General features: G+C 60.0%; 26 protein-coding genes. 15 read left to right on the top strand and 11 right to left on the bottom strand.

The features are described 5' to 3' along the window. The first annotated feature begins 458 nt into the window (after window positions 1-458). The 5 genes from BR48_RS23750 (at window position 459) to BR48_RS0103975 (ending at window position 3225) form a co-directional block, all read left to right on the top strand. A complete protein-coding gene (locus BR48_RS23750; RefSeq protein WP_036813278.1) occupies window positions 459-875 on the top strand; it encodes an AtpZ/AtpI family protein in 417 nt (138 codons plus the stop codon). A gap of 59 nt (window positions 876-934) precedes the next feature. Next, window positions 935-1687 (top strand): F0F1 ATP synthase subunit A, encoded by a 753-nt coding sequence (locus BR48_RS0103990; RefSeq protein ID WP_027230118.1) that lies wholly within the window; start codon window positions 935-937, stop codon window positions 1685-1687. Between the two features lie 69 nt (window positions 1688-1756). Next, window positions 1757-1984 carry a F0F1 ATP synthase subunit C gene (locus BR48_RS0103985; protein ID WP_008125314.1) on the top strand — a complete coding sequence of 76 codons (228 nt, stop codon included), beginning with the start codon at window positions 1757-1759 and terminating at the stop codon, window positions 1982-1984. A 105-nt stretch (window positions 1985-2089) separates the two neighbouring features. Continuing rightward, window positions 2090-2728, top strand: a complete 639-nt coding sequence (locus tag BR48_RS0103980; protein WP_027230117.1) for a F0F1 ATP synthase subunit B — start codon at window positions 2090-2092, stop codon at window positions 2726-2728. Between the two features lie 17 nt (window positions 2729-2745). Next, window positions 2746-3225: a F0F1 ATP synthase subunit B gene (locus BR48_RS0103975; protein ID WP_027230116.1), complete on the top strand. Its 480-nt coding sequence runs from the start codon at window positions 2746-2748 to the stop codon at window positions 3223-3225. Window positions 3226-3366: 141 nt separating this feature from the next. Here the strand turns inward: BR48_RS0103975 and BR48_RS0103970 are convergent, their stop codons facing one another. Together BR48_RS0103970 and BR48_RS0103965 are read right to left on the bottom strand one after the other, a co-directional pair. Continuing rightward, window positions 3367-4026, bottom strand: coding sequence for a ribonuclease HII (locus tag BR48_RS0103970; RefSeq protein WP_036813274.1), 660 nt, complete (start codon window positions 4024-4026; stop codon window positions 3367-3369). Window positions 4027-4142: 116 nt separating this feature from the next. After that, a complete protein-coding gene (locus tag BR48_RS0103965; RefSeq protein ID WP_027230114.1) occupies window positions 4143-5294 on the bottom strand; it encodes a PA0069 family radical SAM protein in 1152 nt (383 codons plus the stop codon). A gap of 173 nt (window positions 5295-5467) precedes the next feature. Here BR48_RS0103965 and BR48_RS0103960 point away from each other — a divergent pair, with 173 nt between their 5' ends. After that, window positions 5468-5977, top strand: coding sequence for a glycosyltransferase (locus BR48_RS0103960; RefSeq protein WP_027230113.1), 510 nt, complete (start codon window positions 5468-5470; stop codon window positions 5975-5977). A gap of 20 nt (window positions 5978-5997) precedes the next feature. Here the strand turns inward: BR48_RS0103960 and moaB are convergent, their stop codons facing one another. The 6 genes from moaB to BR48_RS0103930 form a co-directional block, all read right to left on the bottom strand. After that, entirely contained in the window at window positions 5998-6549 is a 552-nt protein-coding gene (moaB, locus tag BR48_RS0103955; protein ID WP_027230112.1) for a molybdenum cofactor biosynthesis protein B, read from the bottom strand. Window positions 6550-6551: 2 nt separating this feature from the next. Then, complete coding sequence (locus BR48_RS0103950; protein WP_027230111.1) at window positions 6552-7436, bottom strand: 4-(cytidine 5'-diphospho)-2-C-methyl-D-erythritol kinase; 885 nt, start codon at window positions 7434-7436, stop codon at window positions 6552-6554. A gap of 5 nt (window positions 7437-7441) precedes the next feature. Further along, complete coding sequence (locus tag BR48_RS0103945; RefSeq protein WP_027230110.1) at window positions 7442-7627, bottom strand: hypothetical protein; 186 nt, start codon at window positions 7625-7627, stop codon at window positions 7442-7444. Between the two features lie 81 nt (window positions 7628-7708). Continuing rightward, the gene (locus BR48_RS0103940) at window positions 7709-8566 is read right to left on the bottom strand and encodes a S49 family peptidase (protein WP_027230109.1); all 858 of its coding nucleotides are present in this window, start codon (window positions 8564-8566) and stop codon (window positions 7709-7711) included. A gap of 69 nt (window positions 8567-8635) precedes the next feature. Beyond that, the gene (locus BR48_RS0103935; RefSeq protein ID WP_027230108.1) at window positions 8636-9409 is read right to left on the bottom strand and encodes a methyltransferase; all 774 of its coding nucleotides are present in this window, start codon (window positions 9407-9409) and stop codon (window positions 8636-8638) included. A gap of 3 nt (window positions 9410-9412) precedes the next feature. Then, the gene (locus tag BR48_RS0103930; protein ID WP_027230107.1) at window positions 9413-9634 is read right to left on the bottom strand and encodes a DUF2007 domain-containing protein; all 222 of its coding nucleotides are present in this window, start codon (window positions 9632-9634) and stop codon (window positions 9413-9415) included. 151 nt (window positions 9635-9785) lie between these two features. Between BR48_RS0103930 and BR48_RS0103925 the strand changes: the two genes are divergently transcribed. From BR48_RS0103925 to BR48_RS0103905, 5 genes are all read left to right on the top strand, one after another. Then, window positions 9786-10802 carry a polyprenyl synthetase family protein gene (locus tag BR48_RS0103925; RefSeq protein ID WP_027230106.1) on the top strand — a complete coding sequence of 339 codons (1017 nt, stop codon included), beginning with the start codon at window positions 9786-9788 and terminating at the stop codon, window positions 10800-10802. Window positions 10803-10936: 134 nt separating this feature from the next. Then, window positions 10937-12757 (top strand): tetratricopeptide repeat protein, encoded by a 1821-nt coding sequence (locus BR48_RS23745; RefSeq protein WP_081815749.1) that lies wholly within the window; start codon window positions 10937-10939, stop codon window positions 12755-12757. A gap of 78 nt (window positions 12758-12835) precedes the next feature. Next, window positions 12836-13786, top strand: coding sequence for a glycine--tRNA ligase subunit alpha (locus BR48_RS0103915; RefSeq protein ID WP_081815748.1), 951 nt, complete (start codon window positions 12836-12838; stop codon window positions 13784-13786). After that, a complete protein-coding gene (locus BR48_RS23740; RefSeq protein WP_081815747.1) occupies window positions 13783-14337 on the top strand; it encodes a DUF559 domain-containing protein in 555 nt (184 codons plus the stop codon). Before BR48_RS0103915 ends, BR48_RS23740 begins: the two co-directional genes overlap by 4 nt. Beyond that, entirely contained in the window at window positions 14330-16738 is a 2409-nt protein-coding gene (locus BR48_RS0103905; protein WP_027230104.1) for a glycine--tRNA ligase subunit beta, read from the top strand. Before BR48_RS23740 ends, BR48_RS0103905 begins: the two co-directional genes overlap by 8 nt. Window positions 16739-16780: 42 nt before the next feature. Here the strand turns inward: BR48_RS0103905 and BR48_RS25405 are convergent, their stop codons facing one another. After that, on the bottom strand, window positions 16781-17191 hold the full coding sequence (locus BR48_RS25405) for a hypothetical protein (RefSeq protein ID WP_051614517.1): 411 nt from the start codon (window positions 17189-17191) through the stop codon (window positions 16781-16783). Between the two features lie 186 nt (window positions 17192-17377). Here BR48_RS25405 and BR48_RS0103895 point away from each other — a divergent pair, with 186 nt between their 5' ends. The 3 genes from BR48_RS0103895 to BR48_RS0103885 all read left to right on the top strand — a co-directional run bounded on the left by BR48_RS0103895 (window position 17378) and on the right by BR48_RS0103885 (window position 20695). Further along, window positions 17378-18361, top strand: a complete 984-nt coding sequence (locus tag BR48_RS0103895) for an L-threonylcarbamoyladenylate synthase (protein WP_245273377.1) — start codon at window positions 17378-17380, stop codon at window positions 18359-18361. Beyond that, window positions 18358-19773, top strand: a complete 1416-nt coding sequence (locus BR48_RS0103890) for an FAD-binding oxidoreductase (RefSeq protein WP_027230102.1) — start codon at window positions 18358-18360, stop codon at window positions 19771-19773. Before BR48_RS0103895 ends, BR48_RS0103890 begins: the two co-directional genes overlap by 4 nt. A 349-nt stretch (window positions 19774-20122) precedes the next feature. Then, on the top strand, window positions 20123-20695 hold the full coding sequence (locus tag BR48_RS0103885) for a DUF6101 family protein (RefSeq protein ID WP_027230101.1): 573 nt from the start codon (window positions 20123-20125) through the stop codon (window positions 20693-20695). 16 nt (window positions 20696-20711) lie between these two features. Here BR48_RS0103885 and ubiA read toward each other — a convergent pair whose 3' ends face one another. Then, complete coding sequence (ubiA, locus tag BR48_RS0103880) at window positions 20712-21707, bottom strand: 4-hydroxybenzoate octaprenyltransferase (RefSeq protein ID WP_027230100.1); 996 nt, start codon at window positions 21705-21707, stop codon at window positions 20712-20714. A gap of 138 nt (window positions 21708-21845) precedes the next feature. Here ubiA and purD point away from each other — a divergent pair, with 138 nt between their 5' ends. Continuing rightward, entirely contained in the window at window positions 21846-23132 is a 1287-nt protein-coding gene (gene purD, locus BR48_RS0103875; RefSeq protein WP_027230099.1) for a phosphoribosylamine--glycine ligase, read from the top strand. Here the strand turns inward: purD and BR48_RS23730 are convergent. After that, complete coding sequence (locus BR48_RS23730; RefSeq protein WP_081815830.1) at window positions 23127-24398, bottom strand: GH25 family lysozyme; 1272 nt, start codon at window positions 24396-24398, stop codon at window positions 23127-23129. The two genes, purD and BR48_RS23730, sit on opposite strands and share 6 nt — an antisense overlap. Window positions 24399-24589: the final 191 nt, after the last annotated feature.

The following is a 24589-nucleotide window of genomic DNA, read 5'->3' as shown; positions in this document are numbered from 1 at the left end:
TCTTTTCATAATCAGGGTGATGCTAAGTGGCTTGAACCACATGCTTCACCTCCAAGTTCGAGGGCAAGGCCTTTGCCATGGTCGAAGCGGCCCATCCTCCTCGATACGCCGGCTGGCTCGGCGCACCTGCTTTCCCTCAAACTGTCGGTGCCGCATTTATCGGAAAGTTCGCTGTTGCCCGCAAGAAACGCAGGGTTGCGAATACCTGTTGCGGGGCGTGTGTCTGGTTGGTGCGTATCAGAACCGATGCTTGACGGACCGCGATCGGCGAGGATTCGAACCCGAATTTTCGCCAAAGAGGTGAGACATAAAGTCATATTTGCCTAACATATTGAATTTTACGGCGAAAATTACCCTTGAGAGTCTCCTTCCAGCGCCTTGACTAGCGCGGATCGGGACAATATGTTGCGCGCGACTTCGAAGCGGGGGTGAAGCCTCGCATTCAGCGTGTAAAGGACATGCCATTGGCCAACGGGAAAGAACCCGATAAGTCAGGTCCTGTCGGTGACACGCCGGGTGCTGGACGCAGACTGACTTCGGATGAACTGGAGAGTCGCAGTCGCTCTCTGGCGGCAAAATTGGCTGCCAGGGGTGTAGGTCTCAAGCCCAGTTCGCAAGACAAGGGGACGGAAACCGCCTCCGGTGTCGCGCAGGCCGTGAAATTGTCGAGCGAGTTCATCGCCGGCGTTCTGGCTGGTGCGGGGTTGGGCTGGTTAGCTGACCGATTTTTGGGTACTTCACCTTGGGGGCTGATCGTGCTGCTCCTCCTTGGTTTTTGTGCTGGAACGCTGAACATCCTGCGCTCGACGGGACGTGTGGCGGAGAACCAAGGTGCGGAGCTCGGCAAGGGTTCGGACACCAAGAAACCGGAATAGGCTTCGGCCAAGGTCGCAAGACTGGACCCGCAAGTAGAGACATTACAGACGAGGTTAGAGTGTCAAACGATCCGATTCATCAATTCCATATCAACAAGTGGATTCCCATTGATGTGGGTGGAGTCGACCTCTCCTTCACCAACTCGTCGGCCTTCATGGTCGCAACGGTTGCTGTCGCTTCGGCATTTCTCTATTTCACCTCGTCCAACCGCGGACTGATCCCGACCCGCCTCCAGTCCGTTTCCGAGATGGCCTACGAGTTCGTGGCCTCGACGCTGCGCGATTCGGCTGGCAGCGCCGGAATGAAGTTCTTCCCGTTCGTTTTCTCGCTTTTCATGTTCGTGCTCGTTGCCAACATGCTGGGCATGTTTCCGTACTTCTTCACGGTCACGAGCCAGATCATCGTCACCTTCTGCCTCGCAATCCTCGTCATCGGTACCGTGCTGGCCTATGGCTTCGCCAAGCATGGCTTCAAGTTCCTCGGCGTCTTCGTGCCATCCGGCGTTCCCAAGCTTCTGCTTCTGCTCGTGGTGCCGATTGAAATCATTTCGTTCCTCTCCCGTCCGATCAGCCTTTCAGTTCGTCTTTTCGCCAACATGCTTGCTGGCCACATTACGCTGAAAGTTTTTGCCGGCTTCGTTGCCTCGATGAGCGCACTCGGCGCTCTCGGCATTGGCGGCTCGATCCTGCCGCTCGCCATGACGGTCGCCCTGACGGGTCTCGAATTCTTGGTGGCTTTCCTTCAGGCCTACGTCTTCACCGTGCTCACCTGCATGTACCTGAACGACGCAGTACATCCTGGCGGTCACTGAGAAAACTTCACCGGCGGTCTCCGCCAAATGCAAATCTATCAATGAGAATTCTATCCAAAGGAGTTTAATATGGATCCGGTAGCAGCAAAGTACATCGGTGCAGGTCTCGCCTGTTTTGGTATGGCCGGCACGGCCCTCGGCCTCGGCAATATCTTCGGCAGCTATCTGTCCGGTGCACTGCGCAACCCGTCGGCAGCTGACGGCCAGTTCGGCCGCCTGGTATTCGGCTTCGCCGTTACCGAAGCTCTGGGCATCTTCTCGCTGCTCATCGCTCTTCTGCTTCTCTTCGCTGTATAATTCACGACAGCGCACTGTTACTGGCTGCGCTGCGCGCGGCCAGTAATCTTATGCAGCAATCCAGTTTGCTGATTTGGGAAACGCCCGAACCCAAGGGGACAACATATGTTTGTGTCTTCGGCGCATGCCGCATCCACAACGGAAACAATCGTCGCTCAGACCGATACGCATGGCGCTGCCGGGACGGCCGCTCCTGCGGCACCTGACGCTCATGCAACCGAAACCCATACCGAAACCGGTGTGGCGCATGAGAAGGCTGTCTTCCCGCCCTTTGATACGACCCACTTCGCCTCCCAGGTACTGTGGCTCGCACTGACATTCGCGGCGTTTTACCTCTTCCTTTCTCGGGTGATCCTGCCTCGCCTCGGCGGTATCATCGAGACGCGCCGCGATCGCATCGCGACCGATCTCGATCAGGCTGCCCGCATGAAGCAGGATTCGGACGAAGCTCTCGCCGCCTATGAGCAGGAACTTGCCGACGCCAAGAAGAAGGCAGGCTCCATCGCCCAGACCGCGCAGGACGAGGCCAAGGCCAAGTCCGATTCGGAAATGGCGAAGATTACCGCCGAACTCGAACAGAAGCTCAGCGAAGCCGAAGCCAGCATTGCCGCCATCAAGGACAAGGCAATGAAGGAAGTCGGAACCATTGCCGAGGACACGGCGACCGAGATCGTCAACAAGATCATCGGTGGCAATGTCGACAAGGCAAGCGTCTCTGCCGCTGTCAAAGCCGTCCGGGGCTGAGGAGAACGAAAATGGAATTGGACGCAACATTTTACGCCCTCGTAGGCCTGGTCATCTTCCTCGCGCTGATCGTCTACCTCAAGGTACCGGGTGTCGTCGGCAAGTCGCTCGACAGCCGCGCCGATCGTATCCGTGACGAGCTTGAGGAAGCACGCCGCCTGCGTGAAGAAGCCCAGTCGCTGCTCGCTGAATTTCAGCGCAAGCGCAAGGACGCCGAAAAGGAAGCCGGTGAGATCGTGGCCATCGCCCAGCGCGAAGCCCATGGCCTGCTTGAGGAAGCCAAGAAGAAGAGCGAAGAATATATCGCGCGCCGCCACAAACTGGCCGAACAGAAGATTGCCCAGGCCCAGGTCGAAGCGGTCAACGAGGTTCGCGCCACGGCTGTCGATGTTGCAGTTGCAGCAGCGAGCAGGGTTCTCGCTGACAAGGTCGATACAAAAACGTCGGCTGACCTCTTCAAGTCTTCGCTGTCCGAGGTAAAGTCACGCCTCAACTAAGTTTGGCTGAATGCCTGTCGAGAAGCCGCCTCCGGGCGGCTTTTTTGTTTGCCGCTACCTGTGGAAGAGCGGTGGATGGTGCGCTGCGATGTGCCAAGCAATCCGGTCCCTTGGACGGACACTGTCCAAACAGGCAGCGCTCTAGACCTGCCGATCCTTGAGCGGCGAGAAACTGAAGCGGTGCAGTCCGACCACCGGGCCATGGGCTTCCATGGCATTGCGATGATATTCGGTGGCATAGCCGACATGCGACTCGAGACCGTACAGCGGCAGATACTTGCCCGTCTGGGTCATCATGCGGTCGCGCGTCACCTTGGCAAGGATCGATGCTGCAGCGATCGACACCGATCGCTGGTCGCCCCGGATCAGGGCCGTTGCAGGGCAGGGCAAGCCGGGCGCCACGTCGCGTCCGTCGATCAGTGCGTGGCCGGGCTGAATGGCGAGCCCGCAAACCGCCCTGCGCATCGCTTCGAGCGCGGCTTTCAGAATATCTGTGGCGTCGATTGCCGGCGCCGAAACGCTGGCCACCGCGCAGGAGAGCGCCGTGGCCGTAATGATATCGAAAAGTTCCTCGCGTCGCTGCGCTGTCAGGCGCTTCGAATCGTCGAGCCCATCGGGAATTTTCTTCGGATTGAGGATCACCGCGGCGGCGACCACCGGGCCGGCCAGCGGACCGCGCCCGGCCTCATCGATGCCGACGATATATTCGACGCCGCTGCGCATGAGCTTACGCTCGCTGGTAAAGTCCGGTTTTACGGGCTCCAGGGGAAGAAGCAGAGAATCAGAACGCGATCGAGCCATGTTGCGACGAAACTCGCATTCGTTCTGATTCTCTGCAAGTCCTCAGGTAGCGATGGGGTAGGCTACCCAAGGTCACATCAGGCCGGGATGGGGGCGCGGCCTGACGGAAACCCCTGTTAAAACAAGGAAAGTTGCTCGCTTCCCGGAGTTGGGGAAAAAAGATCGGTGCGCAAGCGCCGTTTGGCGAGATTCATCCCCAGCCGCTTGGCCGCGATCTCGAAGCGGCGGCCGATCTGCCAGGCATAAGGCCCGTCGCCGCGCATGCGCTTGCCCCATTCGGCATCGTAGTCCTTTCCATCGCGCATGGACCGTACCAGCGAAAGCACGTGGCGGTAGCGGTCTGGATAGTTGCGCAGCAGCCATTCCTTGAAGATCGGGCTGACTTCGAGCGGTAGCCTGAGCAGGACATAACCCGCCTCGAGCGCACCCACTGCCCTCGCGCTGTCGAGGACACGCTCGATCTCATGGTCGTTAAGGCCGGGGATGACCGGCGCAACCATGACCCCGACTGGAACGCCAGCATCGGCGAGGCTGCGCAGTGCCTGCAGGCGGCGCGTCGGCGTCGAGGCCCGGGGCTCCATGGTTCGCGCCAGCTTGCCGTCCAATGTCGTGACCGAAAGGCATACCTTTGCGAGACCCTTTTCCGCCATGCGTGCAAGGATGTCCTGGTCACGCATTACCAGCGCCGACTTCGTCACGATGCCGACCGGATGCTGGTGTGCCTCCAACACCTGGAGTATGTCGCGCATGATGCGCCACTTCTTCTCGATCGGCTGGTAGGGGTCGGTATTCGTACCGATGGCGATCGTCTTCGCCGTATAGCCCGGCTTCGAAAGTTCCTTGTCGAGCATCTTCGCTGCATCAGGTTTGGCGAAAAGTTTCGATTCGAAATCGAGCCCGGCTGAAAGCCCCATATAGCTATGGGTAGGCCGCGCAAAACAGTAAATGCAGCCATGTTCGCAGCCGCGATAGGGGTTGATCGAACGGTCAAAGCTGATGTCGGGCGATTCATTGCGCGTGATGATGACGCGCGGCTTCTCGATCTGAACCTCGGTCTTGAAGGGCGGCAGGTCCTCGATCGTCTCCCACCCATCGTCATAGACATGGCGGCTCTCGGCTTCAAAGCGTCCCGACGGATTCATGCCTGCGCCGCGGCCACGGCGGCGTTCCGAATCGATGCGCAGGCCCGCTTCGTCGATCACGGCATTGGCGTGTTGTGCACGGCCTTGCCCGAAGGCGGCTTTGTCCGCTTGCACCACAATGTTCATTTGCGTTCTCCTTGGACCGAAGCGATTCTCGATTCGCTCATCACAGCCGCAACATGAATCTATTCCTAGCAAAAACCTAGAACAAAGCAAGAACAATATTGACGCGATCCCACCCATCTGTGCGCCGAAAGGACAGATGGATATTCGGCCGATTATGCGATAGAGCGTTCGAAATGATCTCCGTTCTGATTGAAACGCAAAATTCGGATGAACCTCTGGCAAGAACGCTTGCCGGGCTGGTGGGTGGCGCCGTCGAGGGATTGCTCAGCGACGTCGTTGTGGTCGATGAGGGATCCGTCGATCAGACGCACCGGGTCGCTGACCAGGCGGGCTGCATCTTCTTGCAGGACCAGACGCTGCTTGATGGTTTTCGCCGGGCGAGAAGCGAGTGGTTTCTTTTTCTGGAGCCGGGCGCGCGCCTGCTCGACGGCTGGATCGAGCCCGTTGCCATGCATGTGGAGCGCATGCAGGGGCCGGCCTGCTTCACCCGTCCTCATGCGCATCGCAGGCCGTTCCTCAGCCGGGTGTTCAAGCCGGGAAATCCGCTCGCAGACGGATTGCTTATATCCAAGCGCCAGTCGATGGCGCTGTTCAACCCAGGCAAGAAATCAGTGGATATTGCGCGAGGCCTGGCAATGAAGCGGCTGCGCGCAGAAATTATTCCCGCCCCGTTGAAGCGCTAGAACTCCTATAGCAAGCTGCTTTAAGCTTTTCCGGTACGCTTCAGGTGCTCGTCGAGCCTTGGCATGATCTCGACGAAGTTGCACGGCATATGCCGGTAATCGAGTTGATGCTGCAGGATACCGTCCCACGCATCCTTGCAGGCGCCGGGCGAACCCGGCAGCACGAAGACGAAGGTGGCGTTGACGACGCCGCCGGTCGCACGCGACTGGACCGTCGAGGTGCCGATCTTGTCGTAGGAAATGCGATGAAAGACTTCGGAAAATCCGTCCATGCGCTTTTCAAAGATGGGTTCGAGCGCTTCGGGCGTTACATCGCGGCCGGTAAAGCCGGTGCCGCCGGTAGTGATGATGACATCGATACCCGGATCCATCGACCAGGACAGCACCTTCTCGCGGATTTTGTTGACGTCGTCGGTCACGATGGCGCGTTCCGCCAGCGTGTGGCCGGCGGCAAGCAGGCGTTCGGCCAATGTGCTCCCGGATTTGTCGTCCTCGAGCTTGCGCGTGTCTGAGACGGTCAGCACGGCGATCTTCACTGGAACGAAGGGTCTTGTTTCATCAATGCGCGCCACGGTCAGTTTCCCTCCATGGCACTATGCGTTGCAACGACGAACCAGCCAGGATGATCACGACGGAGTTTTGCCGCCGCCGCTTCGGCGTCGCTGTCGCTGTCGTAAATACCAAAGCAGGTTGCGCCTGAACCGGACATGCGCACCAGCCGCGGCGATGTCCGTTCGAGCGCAGCGATCGTATCGTCGATCCCGGGGGTCAGCGCTCGTGTCGCCTGGAACAGGTGATTGTGCGTTGCCTTGAGATAGTCGCAGACGTCATCGAGCGAGCGCATCGCGCGCAGAGCCGGCAAGGGCGGGTTGTCGCGCTTGTCGAGGGCGGCAAAAACCTGTGGTGTCGAGATCGAAGCGCCGCAATTGGCAAGCAGAAGCGGCAGTCGCGGAAATGTCGCCATCGGTTCGATCTCCTCGCCAACCCCGCGCGCAATCAGCGGCTGGCCGTAGAGGCACATCGGAATATCGGCGCCAAGCGGCAGACCGATTGCCGCTAAAGCGTCGATGCCGACATCAAGGGCCCACAGGCTGGAAAGGGCGGTAAGGGCTGCGGCGGCGTCGGTCGACCCACCGCCTATGCCCGATGCGACTGGAAGATGCTTTTCAAGATGGATGGCAACAGGTGTTGCCCGCGCTGGGAACACCGCGCGCAGCGCATCGCGCGCCTTGAGAACGAGGTTGGACGCATCACCGGGCAGGGCGTGACCGTAAGGACCTGATATGGCAAAGTCATCGAGCGCAGCACGCTTGACGCTTATCCTGTCGCCGAAGCCGGCAAAGACGACGAGACTGTCGATAAGGTGATAGCCATCGCTGCGCCTACCGGTCACGTGCAGCGCGAGATTGATCTTGGCCGGAGCCGTCAGAGTGATCGTTCGATCAAGGCTGTCGAGCATTGCGATCAATCTTTGCGCAGTCGATATTCGCCGGTCTCAGGATCCTGCACAAGGGTTCCTTGCGCGTGGTTTTGTACTTCCTTCTCCGCTTCGCGCACGCGCCGGGAAACGCGCTGCGCTTCCTTCTTGAACGAGCGGTAGCCGTAAACGGCAGCGACGCCGACAAGAGCGAAAAAGATCAATTGGGGCATCAAGCGCAAACCTCGAAAAGCAATCCTATCGGCTTCACTCTAGCACGCCGTGGAGGGGATGAAAAACAGTCTCCGCGTCTATCAGAGACCGAATCGCGACCAGAGCGCACGCTCTTCGGCAGCGCTGATGATACCGCCGGCAATATTGGCGCCAAGCTCACCCATTCTGGTCTCGGCAGAAGGCAGCTTGCGCCCGAAGAGACCACGCGGCTGCGCGATCACCCTGAGCCGCGTTTTCGGGCCGTATTGCCCGCGAAGATAGGAGCGCATGTCGCCGAGCCCATCAACGAGACCGAGTTCAAGCCCGCGCAGTCCCGTCCAGAACTGACCGGTGAAAAGGTCCGGATTATCGGTCAGCTTCTCCCCGCGCCGTTCCTTGACGAGGTTGATGAAGGTCTCGTGGATCTCGAGCTGCAGGGACTTCAGATGTTCGACATCTTCCTTGTTCTCGGGCCGGAACGGATCGAGCGTCGCCTTGTTCTTGCCTGCCGTATAGACGCGTCGTTCGACACCGATCTTCTTGATGAGATCGGTAAAACCGAAACTCGCGGAGACGACGCCGATCGAACCGACGATGGACGAGGGGTCGGCGATGATCTCGTCGCCGGCGATGGCGATCATGTAGCCACCGGACGCGGCAACATCCTCGACGAACATATAGACTTTCTTGTTCTTCTCCGCGGCGAGGTCGCGAATGCGCCGGAAGATCAGGCGCGATTGCACGGGCGATCCGCCCGGTGAGTTCACGGAAATCGCAACGGCCGGTGAATCCTTGTCGCCAAATGCCTTTTCGAGAACGGAGGCCGCGGTCGCAAGGGAGAGATTCTGCCGGAATGGGCCGCCACCCGTCATGATTGTGCCATGCAGCCGGACAACCGGGATTTCGACGTGATCGGGCCGCCAGCGGCGTGGCAATAGTTTCCGCACGAATCTCACCAAGCGTGTCTCCTTTGTAAACAATGCTTTCGGAGCATGTAGGCGGTGCGCGACAATTCGCAATGCCGCGATCTAAAAAAGCGCGGCGAGACCGTTATTGATCGCGTCCGCCCGTTCGGTGAAGCCGTTGCCGCTTGCGTGGTGCATGACCAAGGCCGGCTCCAACGTCAGGCCGGCGCGGCTGCCGCGCGTTCCCCTGATCACGATACGGATAGCAGCTTCCTGCGGGCGAGGTTGAACCGGCACGATCATCAATCCGCCGAACCTGCCTTTGAGAGCGTCGAGAAGATCGGCGATCGACGTCGGACGGGCAATGATCCCGATGCCGCCGCCCGGCTTGACGATGGCGGCCGCCGTTCTGATCCATTGCTCCATCATGCCGGGCGTCATGACATGCGCCTCCGCCTTCACCGGGTCCGGTGTCGAGCGATCCGTCGGCAGGTTGAAGGGCGGGTTCATGATGGCGAAGTCGAATTCATTGTCGCCGAGTCCTGCCGAGATTCGCGCTTTTCCGGCAAGGGTGACGTCCGCCTCGATCACCTTGGCGCGCCCCGAAAGCAGTGCGTTTTGCGGCAGATCAAGCGAATTGCGGGCGAAGGCGGCCATGTAGTCGGAACGCTCCACCAGAACGGCGCTGGCATGGGGGCAGCGCGACAGGACGGCAAGGCCGGCGGCGCCGGCTCCTGCCCCGAGATCGGCGACGCGCCCGGAAAAGCCGCTCGGCACGGTGGCTGCAAGTATCATGGCATCGACGCCCGAACGGTGGCCCTTGGCGGCAGGCTGAAGCAGATGGAAGCGGCCGCGGTGGAACGCGTCAATCGTGTGGGGAACGTCCCGGGCGAGCATGGTTCAGCTGCGCAGCTCCTGTTCTACTCCAGCATCTTTCAAAAGCTGCCGGGCTTCCATCTCGCGCTCGCCATCGACCATGATCCGGCGCGCGAGGACGCCAAGCGAGCCTTCCATGATGCTCATGTTCGAATCGGCAATGAAATGGGCGATCCCCGCCTCTTTGAGGAGTGACTCCACGAAGGAAATCACGACGGGGTCGTTGGTGCGCATTATTTCGATCATGGCCATACCGCGTTGGAGCACAGGGTTCAGGCCAGCGCTTATCACGAATTTGTATCCCTTGCTATTTCTGCGCGCCAATTCGCCGCTTGCGGGATATATCCTGTCAAAATAAGGTGTCGCCGCATCAGGCCAGAACCGCAGGAGTTTCGTTTTGGGCGTTGTTGTCAGTCTTGACGAGAAAAAAAATACGACGGGATCAGTGCAGCCATTGGTCGATTTGACCAAGGCGGACATGGGCCGCGTCAACGAACTCATCCTTTCCAAGGCTGGTTCTGACGTCGAGATGATCCCGGAAGTGGCGAACCATCTGATCTCGTCCGGCGGCAAGCGTTTGCGCCCGATGATCACGCTCGCTGCCGCGCGCATGTTCGGCTATCAGGGCGACGGGCACGTAAAGCTCGCCACCAGCGTCGAGTTTATGCACACCGCGACCTTGCTCCACGACGATGTTGTCGATGAAAGCGACCTGCGGCGTGGCAAGAGCACGGCCCGCATGATCTGGGGCAATCAGGCGAGTGTTCTTGTCGGCGATTTCCTGCTTGGACAGGCCTTCAAGATGATGGTGGATGTCGGCTCGCTTGACGCGCTCGACGTCCTCGCAACCTCCGCTTCCATCATCGCCGAGGGCGAAGTGATGCAGCTTGCGGCCGCGAAAAATCTCGAAACGACGGAAGATGAGTATCTTGCCGTGATCAAGGCGAAGACCGCCGCGCTGTTTTCCGCCGCCGCCGAAGTCGGCCCGATCATTGCTGCCGCCTCGCGTACGGATCGCCAGGCCTTGCGCTCCTATGGGCTCAATCTCGGCCTTGCCTTCCAGCTTGTCGACGATGCGCTCGACTATGGCGGCAACGCCAAGGATCTCGGCAAGAACACGGGCGACGATTTCCGTGAAGGCAAGATCACGCTGCCGGTCGTGCTTACCTACCGGCGCGGAACCTCGGAAGAGCGCCACTTCTGGAAGGAAGCGCTCGAAAACGGCGCAAATGACGACAAGGGCCTCGAGAAAGCCAAAGGTTTGATGACGCGATATGGCGCGCTCAATGATACTATACAGCGTGCGCGCCATTTTGGCGGCATTGCCCGCGATGCGCTGGCCCCCCTCGACCGCTCGCCGGAAAAGGATGCGCTTCTCGAAGTCATCGATTTCTGCATCAGCAGGGTCAATTGACACGAAATTGATCAAGCAAAGCCGCTGTGGGGCCATCGCGGCGGTTCTAATCTTTCAATGAATGTTGAGAGAGAACCGTAAAAAGGCCATGGTTGGCTCACTGGATTCGGCCAAACATGCAAACTGGAAAGATAATGAGGTTTTCTGTTATGCGGCGTAGTAAATTGCTCGGCTCCGTTATGGGGGCAACACTCGCCGTCTTGACCGTGGGTGCAGCTGCTGCGGAGGCAGCCACCAGCAAGGCCCCGCCACCTTTGAGCGCAGGCACGCTTTCAGGCGCATTTCTCTCGGCACGTAGCGCCGAGCGCGACAATGATTTCGGGAGCGCGATCAACTTCTACCGGCAGGCGCTGACATTCGATCCGAAGAACACCGAGCTGCGCCAGAGCCTGCTCCTTGTGCTTTTGACCGACGGCCAGTTCAAGCAGGCCCTGCCGATCGCCGAAGAGTTGAAGGCCGTGCCGGAGATCGAACGCTTCTCCCGCCTCGCGCTCGGCATCGATGCGATGAATCGCAAGCAGTATCAGAAGGTCAATACCCTGATGATGCTGTCGCTGCAGTCGGACCTCGACCGGATGATCACCGGGCTGATCTCGGCCTGGGCAAAGGCCGGTGCTGGCAAGCCGAACGAGGCGCTGTCGATGATCGCCAAGCTTGAGGGTCCCGAAGGCTTCAACCTGTTCAAGACATATAATTCGGCGCTGATCGCCGATATGGCCGGGCAAAAGGACAAGGCTGCCAAGTTTTACCAGGACGCGATTGACGACAAGGTCAGTGTCGCTGCGGCGCCCGATACCTATGAGCGGCTGGTTGAGGCGTTTGCCTCGTTCAAATTCAGGAATGGCGATCGCGACGGCGCGGTGGCTCTGATTCAGCAAGCTTCGGAAATGCTGTCGGGACGTATGGTGCTGACCGAATTCGGCAAGGAAATTGGCGATGCCAAGACGGTGAAGCCGCTGATCCAGACGCCGCAGCAGGGCGCTGCCGAAGTGCTTTATACGATTGCGACGGCGATCGATCGCAATGGCGCCGAAGCCTTCTCCAAGCTTTATCTGCAGATGTCGATGCCGCTGCGTCCGGACAACGACGCCACTCTGTTCCAGCTCGGCGATATCAGCGCCAAGCTCGAACAGCCTGAAAAGGCCATCGACTATTTCGGCCGCATTCCCGCCGATTCGCCCTATAGCCGCGACGCGAAGATGCAACTCGCGATCAATCTGGCGATCCTCAAGCGCAATGACGAGGCGATTGCCGAGTTGAACAGCCTGCTCGGAAGCAATCCCCAGGATATGCGCACCTATCTTGCGATCGGCAGCATCTATTCGCAGGACAAGAATTTCCGGCAGGCCGCCGAGACCTATGACAAGGCCGTCGCCGCGCTTGCAAACCCCAAGCGGGAAGACTGGTCGATCTATTACCAGCGTGGCATCGCCTATGAGCGGCTGAAGGAATGGGACAAGGCCGAGCCCAATTTCCTCAAGGCGCTCGATCTTTATCCGGACCAGCCGCAAGTGCTGAACTATCTGGGCTATTCCTGGATCGACATGAACATGAAGCTTGAGCAGGGCCTCGACCTGATCAAGAAGGCCGTCGCGGCGCGTCCCCAGGACGGCTATATCGTCGATTCGCTCGGCTGGGCATACTATCGCCTCGGTCGTTACGACGAGGCGGTTGCACAGCTCGAACAGGCGGTGAAGCTGCGGGCCGAAGATGCGACGATCAACGACCATCTGGGCGATGCCTATTGGCGCGCCGGCCGCAAGCTCGAAGCAACGTTCCAGTGGGCCCATGCGCGCGATTCCAAGCCCGAGCCGGAAGATCTGGCGAAGATCGAGGAAAAGCTCAAAAACGGATTGCCCGATGAAAAGGATCCGGGTGTCGCCAAAAACGGCACCGAGACGCCCAAGCCGCCCGTCGAGCCTGCGCCTGCGCCGGCACCCGACAAGAAGGGCTGATCACGTCGTTTTGCTTGACCGGTAGGAGTGCACGCCTTAGGACGTGCACTCCAATCCTTCTTGCCAAAAGGTCGCCCGGTGTCTTCCTCCTTGCCCGATCACTTGCAGCCGGCCCGCTCGTTCCAGGGTCTCATTCTGACGCTTCACAACTATTGGGCAGAGCACGGCTGCGTGATCCTGCAGCCATACGACATGGAAGTGGGAGCGGGCACGTTCCACCCGGCGACGACGCTGCGCTCGCTCGGACCGAAGCCGTGGAAAGCCGCCTATGTGCAGCCATCGCGCCGCCCGAAGGATGGACGCTACGGCGAGAACCCCAATCGTCTTCAGCATTATTACCAGTATCAGGTGATCATGAAGCCATCGCCGGCGAACCTTCAGGAACTCTACCTCGGTTCCTTGCGCGCCATCGGCCTTGATCCGCTCGTGCACGATATACGGTTCGTCGAAGACGACTGGGAAAGCCCGACGCTCGGTGCCTGGGGCCTCGGCTGGGAATGCTGGTGCGACGGAATGGAGGTCTCTCAGTTCACATATTTCCAGCAGGTTTGCGGTATTGAATGTTCGCCCGTATCCGGCGAATTGACCTATGGTCTCGAGCGTCTCGCCATGTACGTGCAGGGCGTCGACAATGTCTATGATCTCAATTTCAACGGACTTGAAGGCGACGAGAAAGTCACCTACGGCGATGTGTTCCTGCAGGCCGAGCAGGAATATTCGCGCTATAATTTCGAACATGCCAACACGGCCGTGCTGCTTCGCCACTTCGAGGAAGCCGAGGTCGAATGCGAGGCCCTCCTCAAGGCGGGCGCCCCCAGGGAAAGCGACAATTCCGCCATCCATAAGATGGTGCTGCCGGCCTATGACCAGTGCATCAAGGCCTCCCATGCCTTCAACCTTCTCGATGCGCGCGGCGTCATCTCGGTCACCCAGCGGCAGAGCTATATTCTGAGGGTACGCAATCTCGCCCGGCAGTGCGGCGAGGCATTTTTGCTCACGGAAGCCGGTGGAGCTTCGTATCAGAAATGAAGAAGATTTCTTCCTTCAAGATCGCTTCGGCGCGCAAGCTGCGCAGCGATATGACGGACGAGGAGCGCAAGCTTTGGCGCCAACTCTGGCGTATTCCGTTGGAGGGTTCGCATTTCCGCCGGCAGGTCCCCATCGGGCCGTACTGCGCGGATTTCCTTTCGCACCGGTTGAAACTGATCATTGAAGTAGACGGATTTCAGCATGCTCTGGCAGACCGGCGCCGGCACGATATTCGCCGCACGGCATGGCTGGAGGGTGAGGGATATCGCGTCTTGCGCTTCTGGACCCACGAGATCCGGACTGAACTTGAAAGCGTTCTCGATACGATATTCGCGGTCGTCAAAGAACAGATGATTTGTCACCCCACCCCGAACCTGCGGTTCGACCCTCCCCATCAAGGGGAGGGTGGCCCGGGCGCCGACCTTAACACCTCCCCCTTCGATGGGGGAGGTCGCACCGCAGGTGCGGGTGGGGGTGTAAACTCACTTCCCAAAAAGCGCTTAACTTTTGATCTTGGCCCCGTTTTCGAGGGCAGGAGTTACCATGCCTGATCTATTGCTCGAACTCCGCTCGGAAGAAATTCCCGCTCGCATGCAGCGCAAGGCTGCGGGGGATCTAAAAAAGCTTGTCACGGATGGTCTCGTCGAGGCTGGCCTGACCTACGAGGCGGCAGGCGACTACTGGACACCGCGCCGGTTGACGCTGGACGTGCGCGAACTGACCGCGCGCTCCAAAGATATTCACGAGGAACGCAAGGGACCGAGCGTCAAGGCGCCGGAACAGGCAATTGCCGGCTTCCTTCGCTCCGCCGGTCTCTTTGATATCTCCGAGGCGCATGTCCACACCGACCCCAAGAAAGGCGATTTCTACGTTGCTCACTTGAAAAAGCCGGGTCGTCCCGCCGAAGAAATCATCGCCGAGTTGATGCCGAAGATCATCCGTGAGTTCCCCTGGCCCAAATCGATGCGCTGGGGTACCGCCTCGGCGAAGCCCGGAAGCTTGCGATGGGTGCGTCCGCTGCAGTCGATCCTCTGCACTTTCGGTCCGGAAACCGAGGAGCCCGTTGTCGTCGATTTCGAGGTCGACGGGCTGCGGGCCGGCAACGTCACCTATGGTCATCGGTTCCTGAGCGACGGCAAGCCGATAACCGTTCGCCGTTTCGATGACTACGTGGCAAAGCTCGAAAAGGCCAAGGTGGTGCTCGACGCCGACCGGCGGAAGGAAATAATTCTTTCCGACGCCCAGAACATTGCCTTTGCATCCGGCCTTGACCTGGTCGAGGATGAGGGCCTGCTTGAGGAAGTATCCGGGCTTGTTGAATGGCCGGTCGTCCTGATGGGCGAGTTCGAGGAAGAATTCCTCGCGATCCCGCCGGAAGTGGTCCGACTGACGATCAAGACCAACCAGAAATGCTTCGTTACGCGCAAGCAGACGCTTCATCCCACCCCGGATCTAACGTCCGCCCCTTCCCATCACGAGGATAAGAATGGCCGTGAGGCCTCCAACTCGCCTTCAAATGGGGGAGGCCACAGCGAAGGTGCGGGTGCGGGTGAGAATCCCCTGTCGAACAAATTCATCCTCGTTTCGAACATCGAAGCCAAGGATGGCGGACGCGAGATTGCATTTGGTAACGGCAAGGTCGTGCGCGCCCGGCTCTCCGATGCCCTTTACTTCTGGAACACGGACCAGCATGACCTGCCGGACATGCACACGCTGGCCGCCGCTGCGATCAGGTTCGATCTCGATCTTGCTAAGCCGCTCGACCAGCGCATGGCGCGCCTCGACGCCCTCAACGTTACGTTCCACGCCAAGCTCGGCACACAGGGCGAGCGCATTATCCGCATAAGGGCGCTTGCCCGCGAGATCGCACCGCTCGTCGGCGCGGATCCGGCGCTTGCCATGCGCGCTGCCGTTCTCGCCAAGGCGGACCTTACGACCGAGATCGTCGGCGAATTTCCGGAATTGCAGGGCGGTATGGGCCGTGAATATGCGCTCTTGCAGGGCGAGCATCCTTCGGTCGCTGCTGCAATCGAAGAGCATTACAAGCCGCAGGGCCCCTCCGATATCGTGCCGAGCGATCCGGTTTCGGTGGCTGTGGCCCTGGCCGACAAGCTCGACACGCTTGTCGGGTTCTGGGCGATCGATGAAAAGCCGACGGGATCGAAGGACCCGTTTGCCCTTCGCCGGGCGGCACTCGGCGTCGTTCGTCTTTTGCTTTCAAACGACTGGAAGATCGAACTGATGCCGGTCTTCGAAATGGCACTTTCGCAGCTGCGCGAAGACAGTATCGAAAAGCGCGTCGAAGGCTATGAGCAACGTCAGGCCGCTCAGCAGTCGGGCGACGTCGATGGCGAAGAAGACGTCATCAATGCCGTTTCCGGTTTTGAAAAACGCCTTCGCAACGATGTTATCGAAGAGGCGCATCCCGTACTGCTGGATTTGCTCGCCTTCTTCCATGACCGCATGAAGGTTTACCTCCGCGATCTCGGCGCCCGCCATGATCTTATCGATGCGGTGCTTACCGAGCGCGCCGACAACCTGTTGCTGATCGCCCGCCGTGTCGAGGCGCTTGTCGTTTTCCTCAACACCGAGGAAGGTCAAAACCTGCTCGCGGGCACCAAGCGCGCCGCGAACATTCTGAGCGCCGAGGAAAAGAAGGGAACGCAGATCGCCAATGCTGTCGATGCTGCCCTCTTTAATCTGGACGAGGAGAGAGCCTTGTCCGCGGCGGTGAATCAAGCCGAGAAGGAAGCCGCGCAAGCGATTCAAAATGAAGACTTTTCCGGCGCCATGATCGCACTTAGTGCATTGCGCGAACCAGTTGATTCATTCTTTGAGAAGGTGCTCGTCAACGACGAGAACCCGGCTATCCGGGCCAACCGCCTGGCGCTGCTCGCGCGCATCCGCACGGCCACGAATACCGTTGCGGACTTCTCGAAGATCGTTGGGTGACAAAGGGTTAGGCGCTCCCTCTTCAGGTGGAGCGCCCTACGTTCACTGCAGGCCTGTGCGCAGCGGCGTGTCCGCCACATCAGCCAGTGCCCTTTGCGGCACTGGCTCGCCGGGCGCCACGAGTTCGGCGGCATTCGCTGCAATCGGCGAGGCAGATACCGGAGCGGCGGCGGTTGCCGTAGAAGCTGGAACTTCGCGGCCCTGCAGGCGCGCCATATATTGCCGCGACCGTTCGCGCCGCTCGGCATAGGCTTTCAGTCGTGCTGCTTCCGCGAACTGCTGTGCTTCACAAGGCGTGCAGATCGGGTTGCCGGTTGCGTCGAAACTGTCAAAACCCACATAGGAGATCGAGTTCGGCGTTGCCGATCCGCTCACAACGTCGATGGAGCCGCCTGCGTAAGCGGGGGCCATTAGCATGATAATGGCGGTGGCAGCGATGGTCTGGCGCAGCATTTTCGTCCTTACCCCGTGACGTTTCTTTGTTAAAAGCCAGCTTTAACAGCGATTTATTGCCAAGCCTTGATTCGGATCGATACAATTTTACGCATGAACTCATTCGGCGTGTTCATCAGCCGATACTTGCGAGGCGATAGCGGCATCGTGTAGGCAAGTCCGGTATCGGAGAGCGCCTTGGCGACGATTTTGAAGACAGACGATCAGGCAGTGCGAACGGCAGCCAGTGCGCTCGCCGAGGGTAAGCTCGTCGCGATTCCGACCGAGACAGTCTATGGCCTTGCCGCCGATGCCACCAATGGCGACGCTGTCGCCGGCATATTCGAAGCCAAGGGCAGGCCGCACTTCAATCCGCTGATCTGCCATGTTTCGGATATCGACATGGCCGAACGCTACGCTGTGATCGATCCATTGTCGCGGCGACTGATGCATGCTTTCTGGCCGGGGCCACTCACCCTCGTTCTGCCCCTCAAGCCCGATACCGCCATTCACCCCCTCGTTGCCGCCGGTCTCGACACGATTGCGCTGCGCATGCCGCGCGGCGTCGCCGGCAAGATCATCGCGGCGCTCGGCCACCCGCTTGCCGCGCCAAGCGCCAACACCTCCGGCAAGATCAGCGGCACCAGCGCCGAAGCGGTCAACGAGGATCTGGGCGCGCGGATCAGCCTCATTCTCGATGCCGGCCCCTCGGAGGTCGGCCTGGAATCGACCATCGTCAAGGTCGACGGGACGCGCATTGCTCTGCTGCGTCCGGGCGGCCTCGCTGCTGAAGACATCGAGACCGTCATAGGAACCAAGCTCGAACGCATTGATCAGCGTGCGGCGATAGAGGCGCCAGGGATGATGGCTTCGCATTATGCGCCCTCGGCGCGTGTGAGGCTGAACGTGCATGAGGTCAGGGAAGGTGAGGCACTGCTGGCATTCGGGCCGAGCCGTGCCCAAAAGGCTGAAAATGCCAGTGCCACCCTCAATCTCAGCGAGACGGGGAACTTGCGCGAGGCGGCCGCCAACCTCTTCGACTTCATGAAGCGCCTCGATCGCCTGAAACGTCCGGTGATCGCCGTGGAGCCCATACCTTTCGAGGGACTTGGCGAAGCGATCAATGACCGGCTTGTTCGTGCCGCCGCACCCCGTGACGCGGCAATTGCTGAAATGGATGAGATAAAATGAGTTTGACGCCTGATCTTCTTGCGCGCTTTTCCGCCATCGTCGGCGTGGGCAATGCGCTGCGCAACGCCCACGATATCGAGCCCTACCTGATCGAGCCGCGCGAAAAATTTGGCGGCAAGACAGTGCTGGTCCTGCGACCCTCGACCGTCGAGGAAGTCGCGGCGATCCTGAAACTCGCGACCGAAACCGGTACGGCGATCGTGCCGCAAGGTGGCAATACCGGGCTCGTCGGCGGGCAGATGCCCGATGCCAGCGGACAGCAGGTGATCCTTTCGCTTTCGCGGCTCAACCGCATTCGCTCCATCGACCCGGCAGGCAACCTTGCCATCGTCGAAGCCGGCGTTATCCTCCAGACATTGCAGGAGACAGCGGAACGCGAAGGCCGGCTGTTTCCGCTGTCGCTCGGTTCAGAAGGATCGTGCCAGATCGGCGGCAATCTTTCATCGAATGCCGGCGGTACGGCCGTGCTTGCCTATGGCAATACGCGTGAACTCTGCCTCGGCGTCGAAGTCGTGTTGCCGACCGGCGAGATTCTCAACGACCTTCGCTATGTCAAGAAGGACAATACCGGCTACGACCTCAAGGACCTCTTCGTCGGCGCGGAAGGAACGCTTGGCGTGATCACTGCGGCGGTCATGAAGCTCTTTCCCTTGCCGCGCGGCAAGGGCGTCGCCTATGCCGGGATGGCTAGCCCCGAGGATGCATTGAAACTGCTGGCGATAGCGCAAAGCCATGCCGGACCGTCGCTCACCGGTTTTGAGCTGATGCCGCGCATCGGGGTCGAGTTCTCCGTCGCGCATACGGATGGCGTGCGTGATCCGCTGCAGGGCGTCCACCAATGGTATGTCCTCATCGATATATCCTCGTCACGTTCCGCCGAGGATGCGCGCGAGACCATCGAGGCGATCCTCACCGAAGCCTACGAGGCCGGTCTCGTCGAAGATGCGACGATTGCCGACAGCACGGCGCAGGAGAAATCCTTCTGGCACATGCGCGAGGCCATGTCGCTCGCCCAGAAGCCCGAGGGCGGATCGATCAAGCACGATATTTCCGTGCCAGTCGCCCGCATTCCCGAATTCATCGCCGAGGCCGATGCAGCTGTGCTCGATCTTGTTCCTGGCGCGCGCATCGTCTGCTTTGGCCATATGGGCGACGGAAACCTCCACTACAACATTTCGCAGCCGGTTGGTGCGGACAAGGAGGCGTTTCTAGCGCGCTGGGTCGAGGTGAACACACGGGTCCACGATATTGTCCGCGCCTATCGGGGCTCGATTTCCGCCGAGCACGGCGTCGGCCAGTTGAAGCGCAAGGAAATCGCCGAGACGAAATCACCGGTGGCGCTCGACCTGATGCGCCGCATCAAGAAGGCATTCGATCCGGCCGGAATCATGAACCCGGGCAAGGTGCTTTAGCTTCCCAGCGCATTTAAGCTGGGATCGCCCTCGGTGCAGGACCTACCGGGCTTTGGCTTTTAGCCTCAAAGTATCTTCACCCTTGGAATGGGCGGCAGCCCAGGGGGAGACGCCCAGTGCATGGCTGTATCCCTAACCTTTCATTCATCCGCCTTACCAAAATCTTGGAGCCGGTTGGTTTTCGATAACCATCCTTCGCGATGAGAAAGAGTTAACCCCGTTCATTAAGCGGGATTGGCAGAGTCGGCGCCTATTGTTTCCCCATACGAGACCGAAAACGGTCCGCTCTACAGGGAAATAAAACGAGATGACCGGAATACCGGCTCTCAGGATCGACAGAAGGCGTCACATGAACAAAGCCGGAGCCAAGCCGGTTTGGGCAGGTCGGGAGTTCCGGCTTGATCCATTCCACCTGCCACAAACGGTCACCTATGCCACGCGCGATGACCGCGGCGATGTCACTTTCACGCTGCATGAGCGCGGCGCGGTGGTAAAACGCCTGCTGCCGGCGAGCCATTTGCCGGTCTCGCTGGCTTTGCCGGCTTGCGCCTTTCTGGGCGTTACCGCGCGGGCAACCGAAGACGAACTCGGCGATATCACCGTCACGCTCGAACTCATGCACACCGACCCACATCTTTCCGTACCTCTGCTGGTCGCCCACGACCTCAACGACATCGCCGCCGACTGGCGCGCCTGGTCCTCGCTGTTCGCCCTGCCGATGATGCTGGTCGAGGAGGACGGTATTGCGCGGCAGCTCGAACAGAGCATCGGTCCTGTGACCGTTTCCGCGCCGAAGGAGCGCCGGCAGGGCCGCGAGCCTCGTCGCCGCCGGCCAAGGTTCCTCGCCCGGCGCAAGGTCGGCGATCTCGGACTGCGATTGGTCATCGGGGGCCAGGAGGTGATTGCCCAGGGCTCCAGATAGGCCGGAGCCCCGGCAATCAGAACATCGGCTTGACCACGGTCCACAATCCGCCGAAGACGAGGCCGAGGAAGATCAGCCAGCCGACGACGCTATTCGACTTGAAGAGGCGCAGGCACTCTGAAGGGTTTTCGATATCGAGGGTCATGATCTGCCGGTACATATGCGCGCCGGCGGCCAGTAGGCCGGCGACTGCTGGCATCGGCACTTCCGCCATGGCAAAGGCCCAGAGAAACAGCGCCAGCGCTCCTCCGTAAAGGATCATGAGCGCTTCGCGCGTGCGGTTGCCGAAAAGGCGTGCGGTTGAGCGCACACCGACAAGCGCGTCGTCTTCCTTGTCCTGGTGGGCGTAGATCGTATCGTAGCCGATGACCCAGAGGATCGATCCGGCATAAAGCAGGACAGCCGGCCACGCGAGCGCGCCGAAATGCGCCGACCAGCCGACAAGAGCGCCCCAGGAAAAGGCAAGCCCGAGCACGAGTTGCGGCCAATTGGTGATTCGCTTCATGAACGGATAAATCGCGACGATCACCAGCGATGCGATGGCGAGCAGGATTGTGAAGCGATTGAACTGCAGCAGCACCGCCAATCCGACCAGGGTTTGCAGAACGAGGAAAACCTTGGCCTGCTTGCGCGTCACCTGTCCCGAGGGCAGTGGCCGCGAGCGCGTGCGCGTCACCTTGTTGTCGATATCCTCATCGGCAAGGTCATTATAGGTGCAGCCGGCGCCGCGCATGGCGATGGCGCCGACGAGGAACAGAACAAGGTGATAGGGCGAGGGCAGAACCGACCACACCGGGTCGCCCACCTTTGCGCCAGCGCTGGCGGCGAGTGCCGCACCCCACCAGCAAGGCCAAAGCAGAAGCCACCAGCCGATGGGACGGTCCCAACGCGCTAGCTGGGCATAGGGCCACAGCCAGTTCGGAAGCGTGCGATAGACCCAATGGCCCGACGGCGCATCGAATACGCGGCCGCGCGATTGTGTCGACTGGATCGTGTCTTTCTCTGAAGTCATGGCCTGACCTTGCAGTGGGCAGCGATGCAGTCAAGCATTATAGACGTATTTCCGGGCAAATTTGCGCGAGGTGCTTGACCCTCAAGCGTCAAGGCCATACCGACACGGCAACTCGTAAACATGCGGAGCACGATGTCGATGAAAGTCCTGCTTATTGGGTCCGGTGGCCGGGAACACGCGTTGGCATGGAAGATCGCGGCCTCGCCCGTATTGACGAGGCTCTATTGCGCGCCGGGCAATCCCGGCATTGCCAAGGTCGCGGAGTGCGTCGCGCTCGACCCCGCCAACCATGCGCAGATCGTCGCTTTCTGCAAGGAAAACGCCATTGATTTCGTCGTGGTCGGACCCGAAGCGCCTTTGGTTGCCGGCATAGCCGACGAGCTTCGCGCCGCCGGCATTCTGGTTTTCGGTCCGTCCAAGGCTGCGGCTCGGCTTGAAGGCTCGAAGGGATTCACCAAAGACCTTTGCGCCCGTTTCGATATTCCGACCGGCGCCTACCAGCGTTTCACGCAGGCCGATGCCGCCAAGGCTTATGTCCGGCAACAGGGCGTGCCGATCGTCGTCAAGGCTGATGGTCTCGCCGCCGGCAAGGGCGTTGTGGTGGCATTCGAGTTGCAGGAAGCGCTCGACGCTGTTGAAGCCTGTTTTTCCGGAGCCTTTGGCGGTGCCGGCGCCGAGGTCGTGGTGGAGGAATATCTCGATGGCGAGGAGGCAAGCTTCTTCTGCCTTTGTGACGGAAAGACCGCGCTTCCATTCGGCACCGCCCAGGATCACAAGCGCGTCGGCGAAGGCGATACCGGCGTCAACACCGGCGGCATGGGTGCTTATTCGCCCGCCCCGGTTATGCCGCAGGCGATGATCGACCGGACGATGCGCGAACTAATCGAGCCGACTATGCGCGGCATGGCGGAAATCGGCGCGCCGTTCAGCGGCATTCTCTTCGCGGGCCTGATGATCACGAAGGACGGGCCGAAGCTGATCGAGTACAACACGCGGTTTGGCGATCCGGAAACGCAGGTCCTGATGCTGCGCTTGAAGGACGATCTGCTGCTGCTGCTTAAGGCCGCTGCCGACGGCATGCTTGAGCAGGTTTCGGTGCGCTGGAATGATGAACCTGCATTGACTGTTGTCATGGCCGCGCGGGGTTATCCGGCAGCGCCTGAAAAGGGCAGCGTCATAAGGGGGCTCGATTCGGCTGCTGCCGACGGATCCGTCGAGATATTTCATGCCGGAACGGCAGAGAAAGACGGCGAACTCGTCGCCAATGGCGGGCGCGTACTGAACGTAACCGCAAGCGGCCGTACCGTGGCGGAGGCTCAGGCCGCAGCCTACGCTGCCATTGCCAAGATAGACTGGCCGGAGGGCTTCTATAGGCGCGACATCGGCTGGCGAGCCATCGAGCGCGAGAAGACGGTCGCCCTATAGAAAGGGCTCGAGCGCAGCAAGCTGCCCTTCCATCGTTTGCCTGGACTTCGGCACGAAGTATTTGAAGCAGTAATGGGTTACCACGACGCGCTGGTCGGGTGCCGCCGGCTCGGAGGCTTCGCGTAGGCTCGTCCACAACTGCTCCACGGTCGCCTTGCGTGCCGAAAGGCCATTCAGCCTTTCGTCGGTATCCCCCTTCAGCGAGATCGAAGCTGTTATAGACTGGTCGACCTTGCCTGTGCGCGGGTCATTCCTTTCAAGCAGTGTCGAGGCTTCGGCAAGGAAGTTCGCTGCGGCGGCGTGCAACGTTACCGTCATTTCCTTCAGGCGACGGTAATCAATAAGCGGCGGCTGTGCCGCTGCCATCAATATATCGTCGCGCGGCGAAGGGCGATTGCCCGGCGTCGGCAGGTCGTCAGGCGGTATCGCATCAACCAGTTCGCCGAACGGCCACGCCCGCCGCAACTGCGCCACGGTCATATCGGTAATGTTGACGTCGATGTCGCGGTTGGTTCCGGCCGGGCGATAGGGGCACTTCTGCTTGTTGCAGTTGCTCGGCGAGGTAAATTGCCAAAGGGCGTAATCGCGCCAGTTGCCTTTGGGAAAATGCGGCGCGATATCGCTTTCGTAGCGCGCGTACCAGAGCTGCAGGCGAGACAGGATCGGAAGCTCCAGGCGATGGTCGGCGATGTAACGCGCGGTCGTGCCATTCGTATAAAGGACCGGATAGCGCCCGATCCTGAACTTGATGTGCTCGGCGAAAATCTCCGCATCCTGCAGCGACATGAACTTCGACGGATCGTTCTCTTCGATATCGATGGCGACGAGTTCGTCGTCGCTCGGTTCGGCATAATCGACGAAATGGTTTGCCTGCTCGATTGGATTGCCCGGGCGCGCGAGATGATAAGCGCCCCATTTTAACCCCAGCGCCTTCGCCAGAATCCGGCGTGTCTGGTAAAGCTCGCGTGAGACTGCATAGTTGCGCCAGATGCGTTTGCACAGCTCCTGCTGCATGGCATCGGCAATGCGCTTGCACTGGTAGTTTGCCGGCAGGCCGTCCGATCCCTTGTGGATGAACGCCGCAATCCTGGGGTCCTTGGCGATTTCAACGAGATTGAAGGAATTGTGCTCGTAGCCGTCGAGGACGATGGCGCGCGCCTTGTTCGACCATGGGGTGGTGAATTCGGATGCCGCCTGCGCCGGGTCGCCGAGAAACAAGGCCGCGAGGACCGTTGCAATGGCAAATCTGGGCACGCGGATCGTCAAACGGAAATCCTTCACACGGTGCGATCAAACCCATACTAACCAAGGATGGTCGCCGCATCGCGGTTAATATTTGGTTAGTCACCGATTTTGCACCCGCTGCGCCCATCACGAAGCGAAAGCGCCTTCTCCAAATATCTTACGTTTACGTAAAAATACACTTGCTTGCGCCCTGATGCGGTTGCAATGTGCGC

Source organism: Phyllobacterium sp. UNC302MFCol5.2, from assembly GCF_000686005.1.
GTDB lineage: Bacteria > Pseudomonadota > Alphaproteobacteria > Rhizobiales > Rhizobiaceae > Phyllobacterium > Phyllobacterium pellucidum.
Note: the sequence above shows the minus strand (reverse complement) of the source record. Positions and strands in the feature narration are given on the sequence as shown.

Excerpts from the sequence above, each read along its gene's own strand:
- BR48_RS23750 (WP_036813278.1), top strand. The coding sequence starts at position 459 with ATGCCATTGGCCAACGGGAAAGAACCCGATAAGTCAGGTCCTGTCGGT.
- BR48_RS0103985 (WP_008125314.1), top strand. The coding sequence starts at position 1,757 with ATGGATCCGGTAGCAGCAAAGTACATCGGTGCAGGTCTCGCCTGTTTT.
- BR48_RS0103980 (WP_027230117.1), top strand. The coding sequence starts at position 2,090 with ATGTTTGTGTCTTCGGCGCATGCCGCATCCACAACGGAAACAATCGTC.
- BR48_RS0103970 (WP_036813274.1), bottom strand. The coding sequence starts at position 4,026 with ATGGCTCGATCGCGTTCTGATTCTCTGCTTCTTCCCCTGGAGCCCGTA.
- BR48_RS0103965 (WP_027230114.1), bottom strand. The coding sequence starts at position 5,294 with ATGAACATTGTGGTGCAAGCGGACAAAGCCGCCTTCGGGCAAGGCCGT.
- BR48_RS0103960 (WP_027230113.1), top strand. The coding sequence starts at position 5,468 with ATGATCTCCGTTCTGATTGAAACGCAAAATTCGGATGAACCTCTGGCA.
- BR48_RS0103950 (WP_027230111.1), bottom strand. The coding sequence starts at position 7,436 with ATGCTCGACAGCCTTGATCGAACGATCACTCTGACGGCTCCGGCCAAG.
- BR48_RS0103945 (WP_027230110.1), bottom strand. The coding sequence starts at position 7,627 with ATGCCCCAATTGATCTTTTTCGCTCTTGTCGGCGTCGCTGCCGTTTAC.
- BR48_RS0103935 (WP_027230108.1), bottom strand. The coding sequence starts at position 9,409 with ATGCTCGCCCGGGACGTTCCCCACACGATTGACGCGTTCCACCGCGGC.
- BR48_RS0103930 (WP_027230107.1), bottom strand. The coding sequence starts at position 9,634 with ATGATCGAAATAATGCGCACCAACGACCCCGTCGTGATTTCCTTCGTG.
- BR48_RS23745 (WP_081815749.1), top strand. The coding sequence starts at position 10,937 with ATGAGGTTTTCTGTTATGCGGCGTAGTAAATTGCTCGGCTCCGTTATG.
- BR48_RS23740 (WP_081815747.1), top strand. The coding sequence starts at position 13,783 with ATGAAGAAGATTTCTTCCTTCAAGATCGCTTCGGCGCGCAAGCTGCGC.
- BR48_RS0103905 (WP_027230104.1), top strand. The coding sequence starts at position 14,330 with ATGCCTGATCTATTGCTCGAACTCCGCTCGGAAGAAATTCCCGCTCGC.
- BR48_RS25405 (WP_051614517.1), bottom strand. The coding sequence starts at position 17,191 with ATGCTGCGCCAGACCATCGCTGCCACCGCCATTATCATGCTAATGGCC.
- BR48_RS0103890 (WP_027230102.1), top strand. The coding sequence starts at position 18,358 with ATGAGTTTGACGCCTGATCTTCTTGCGCGCTTTTCCGCCATCGTCGGC.
- BR48_RS0103885 (WP_027230101.1), top strand. The coding sequence starts at position 20,123 with ATGAACAAAGCCGGAGCCAAGCCGGTTTGGGCAGGTCGGGAGTTCCGG.
- ubiA (WP_027230100.1), bottom strand. The coding sequence starts at position 21,707 with ATGACTTCAGAGAAAGACACGATCCAGTCGACACAATCGCGCGGCCGC.
- purD (WP_027230099.1), top strand. The coding sequence starts at position 21,846 with ATGAAAGTCCTGCTTATTGGGTCCGGTGGCCGGGAACACGCGTTGGCA.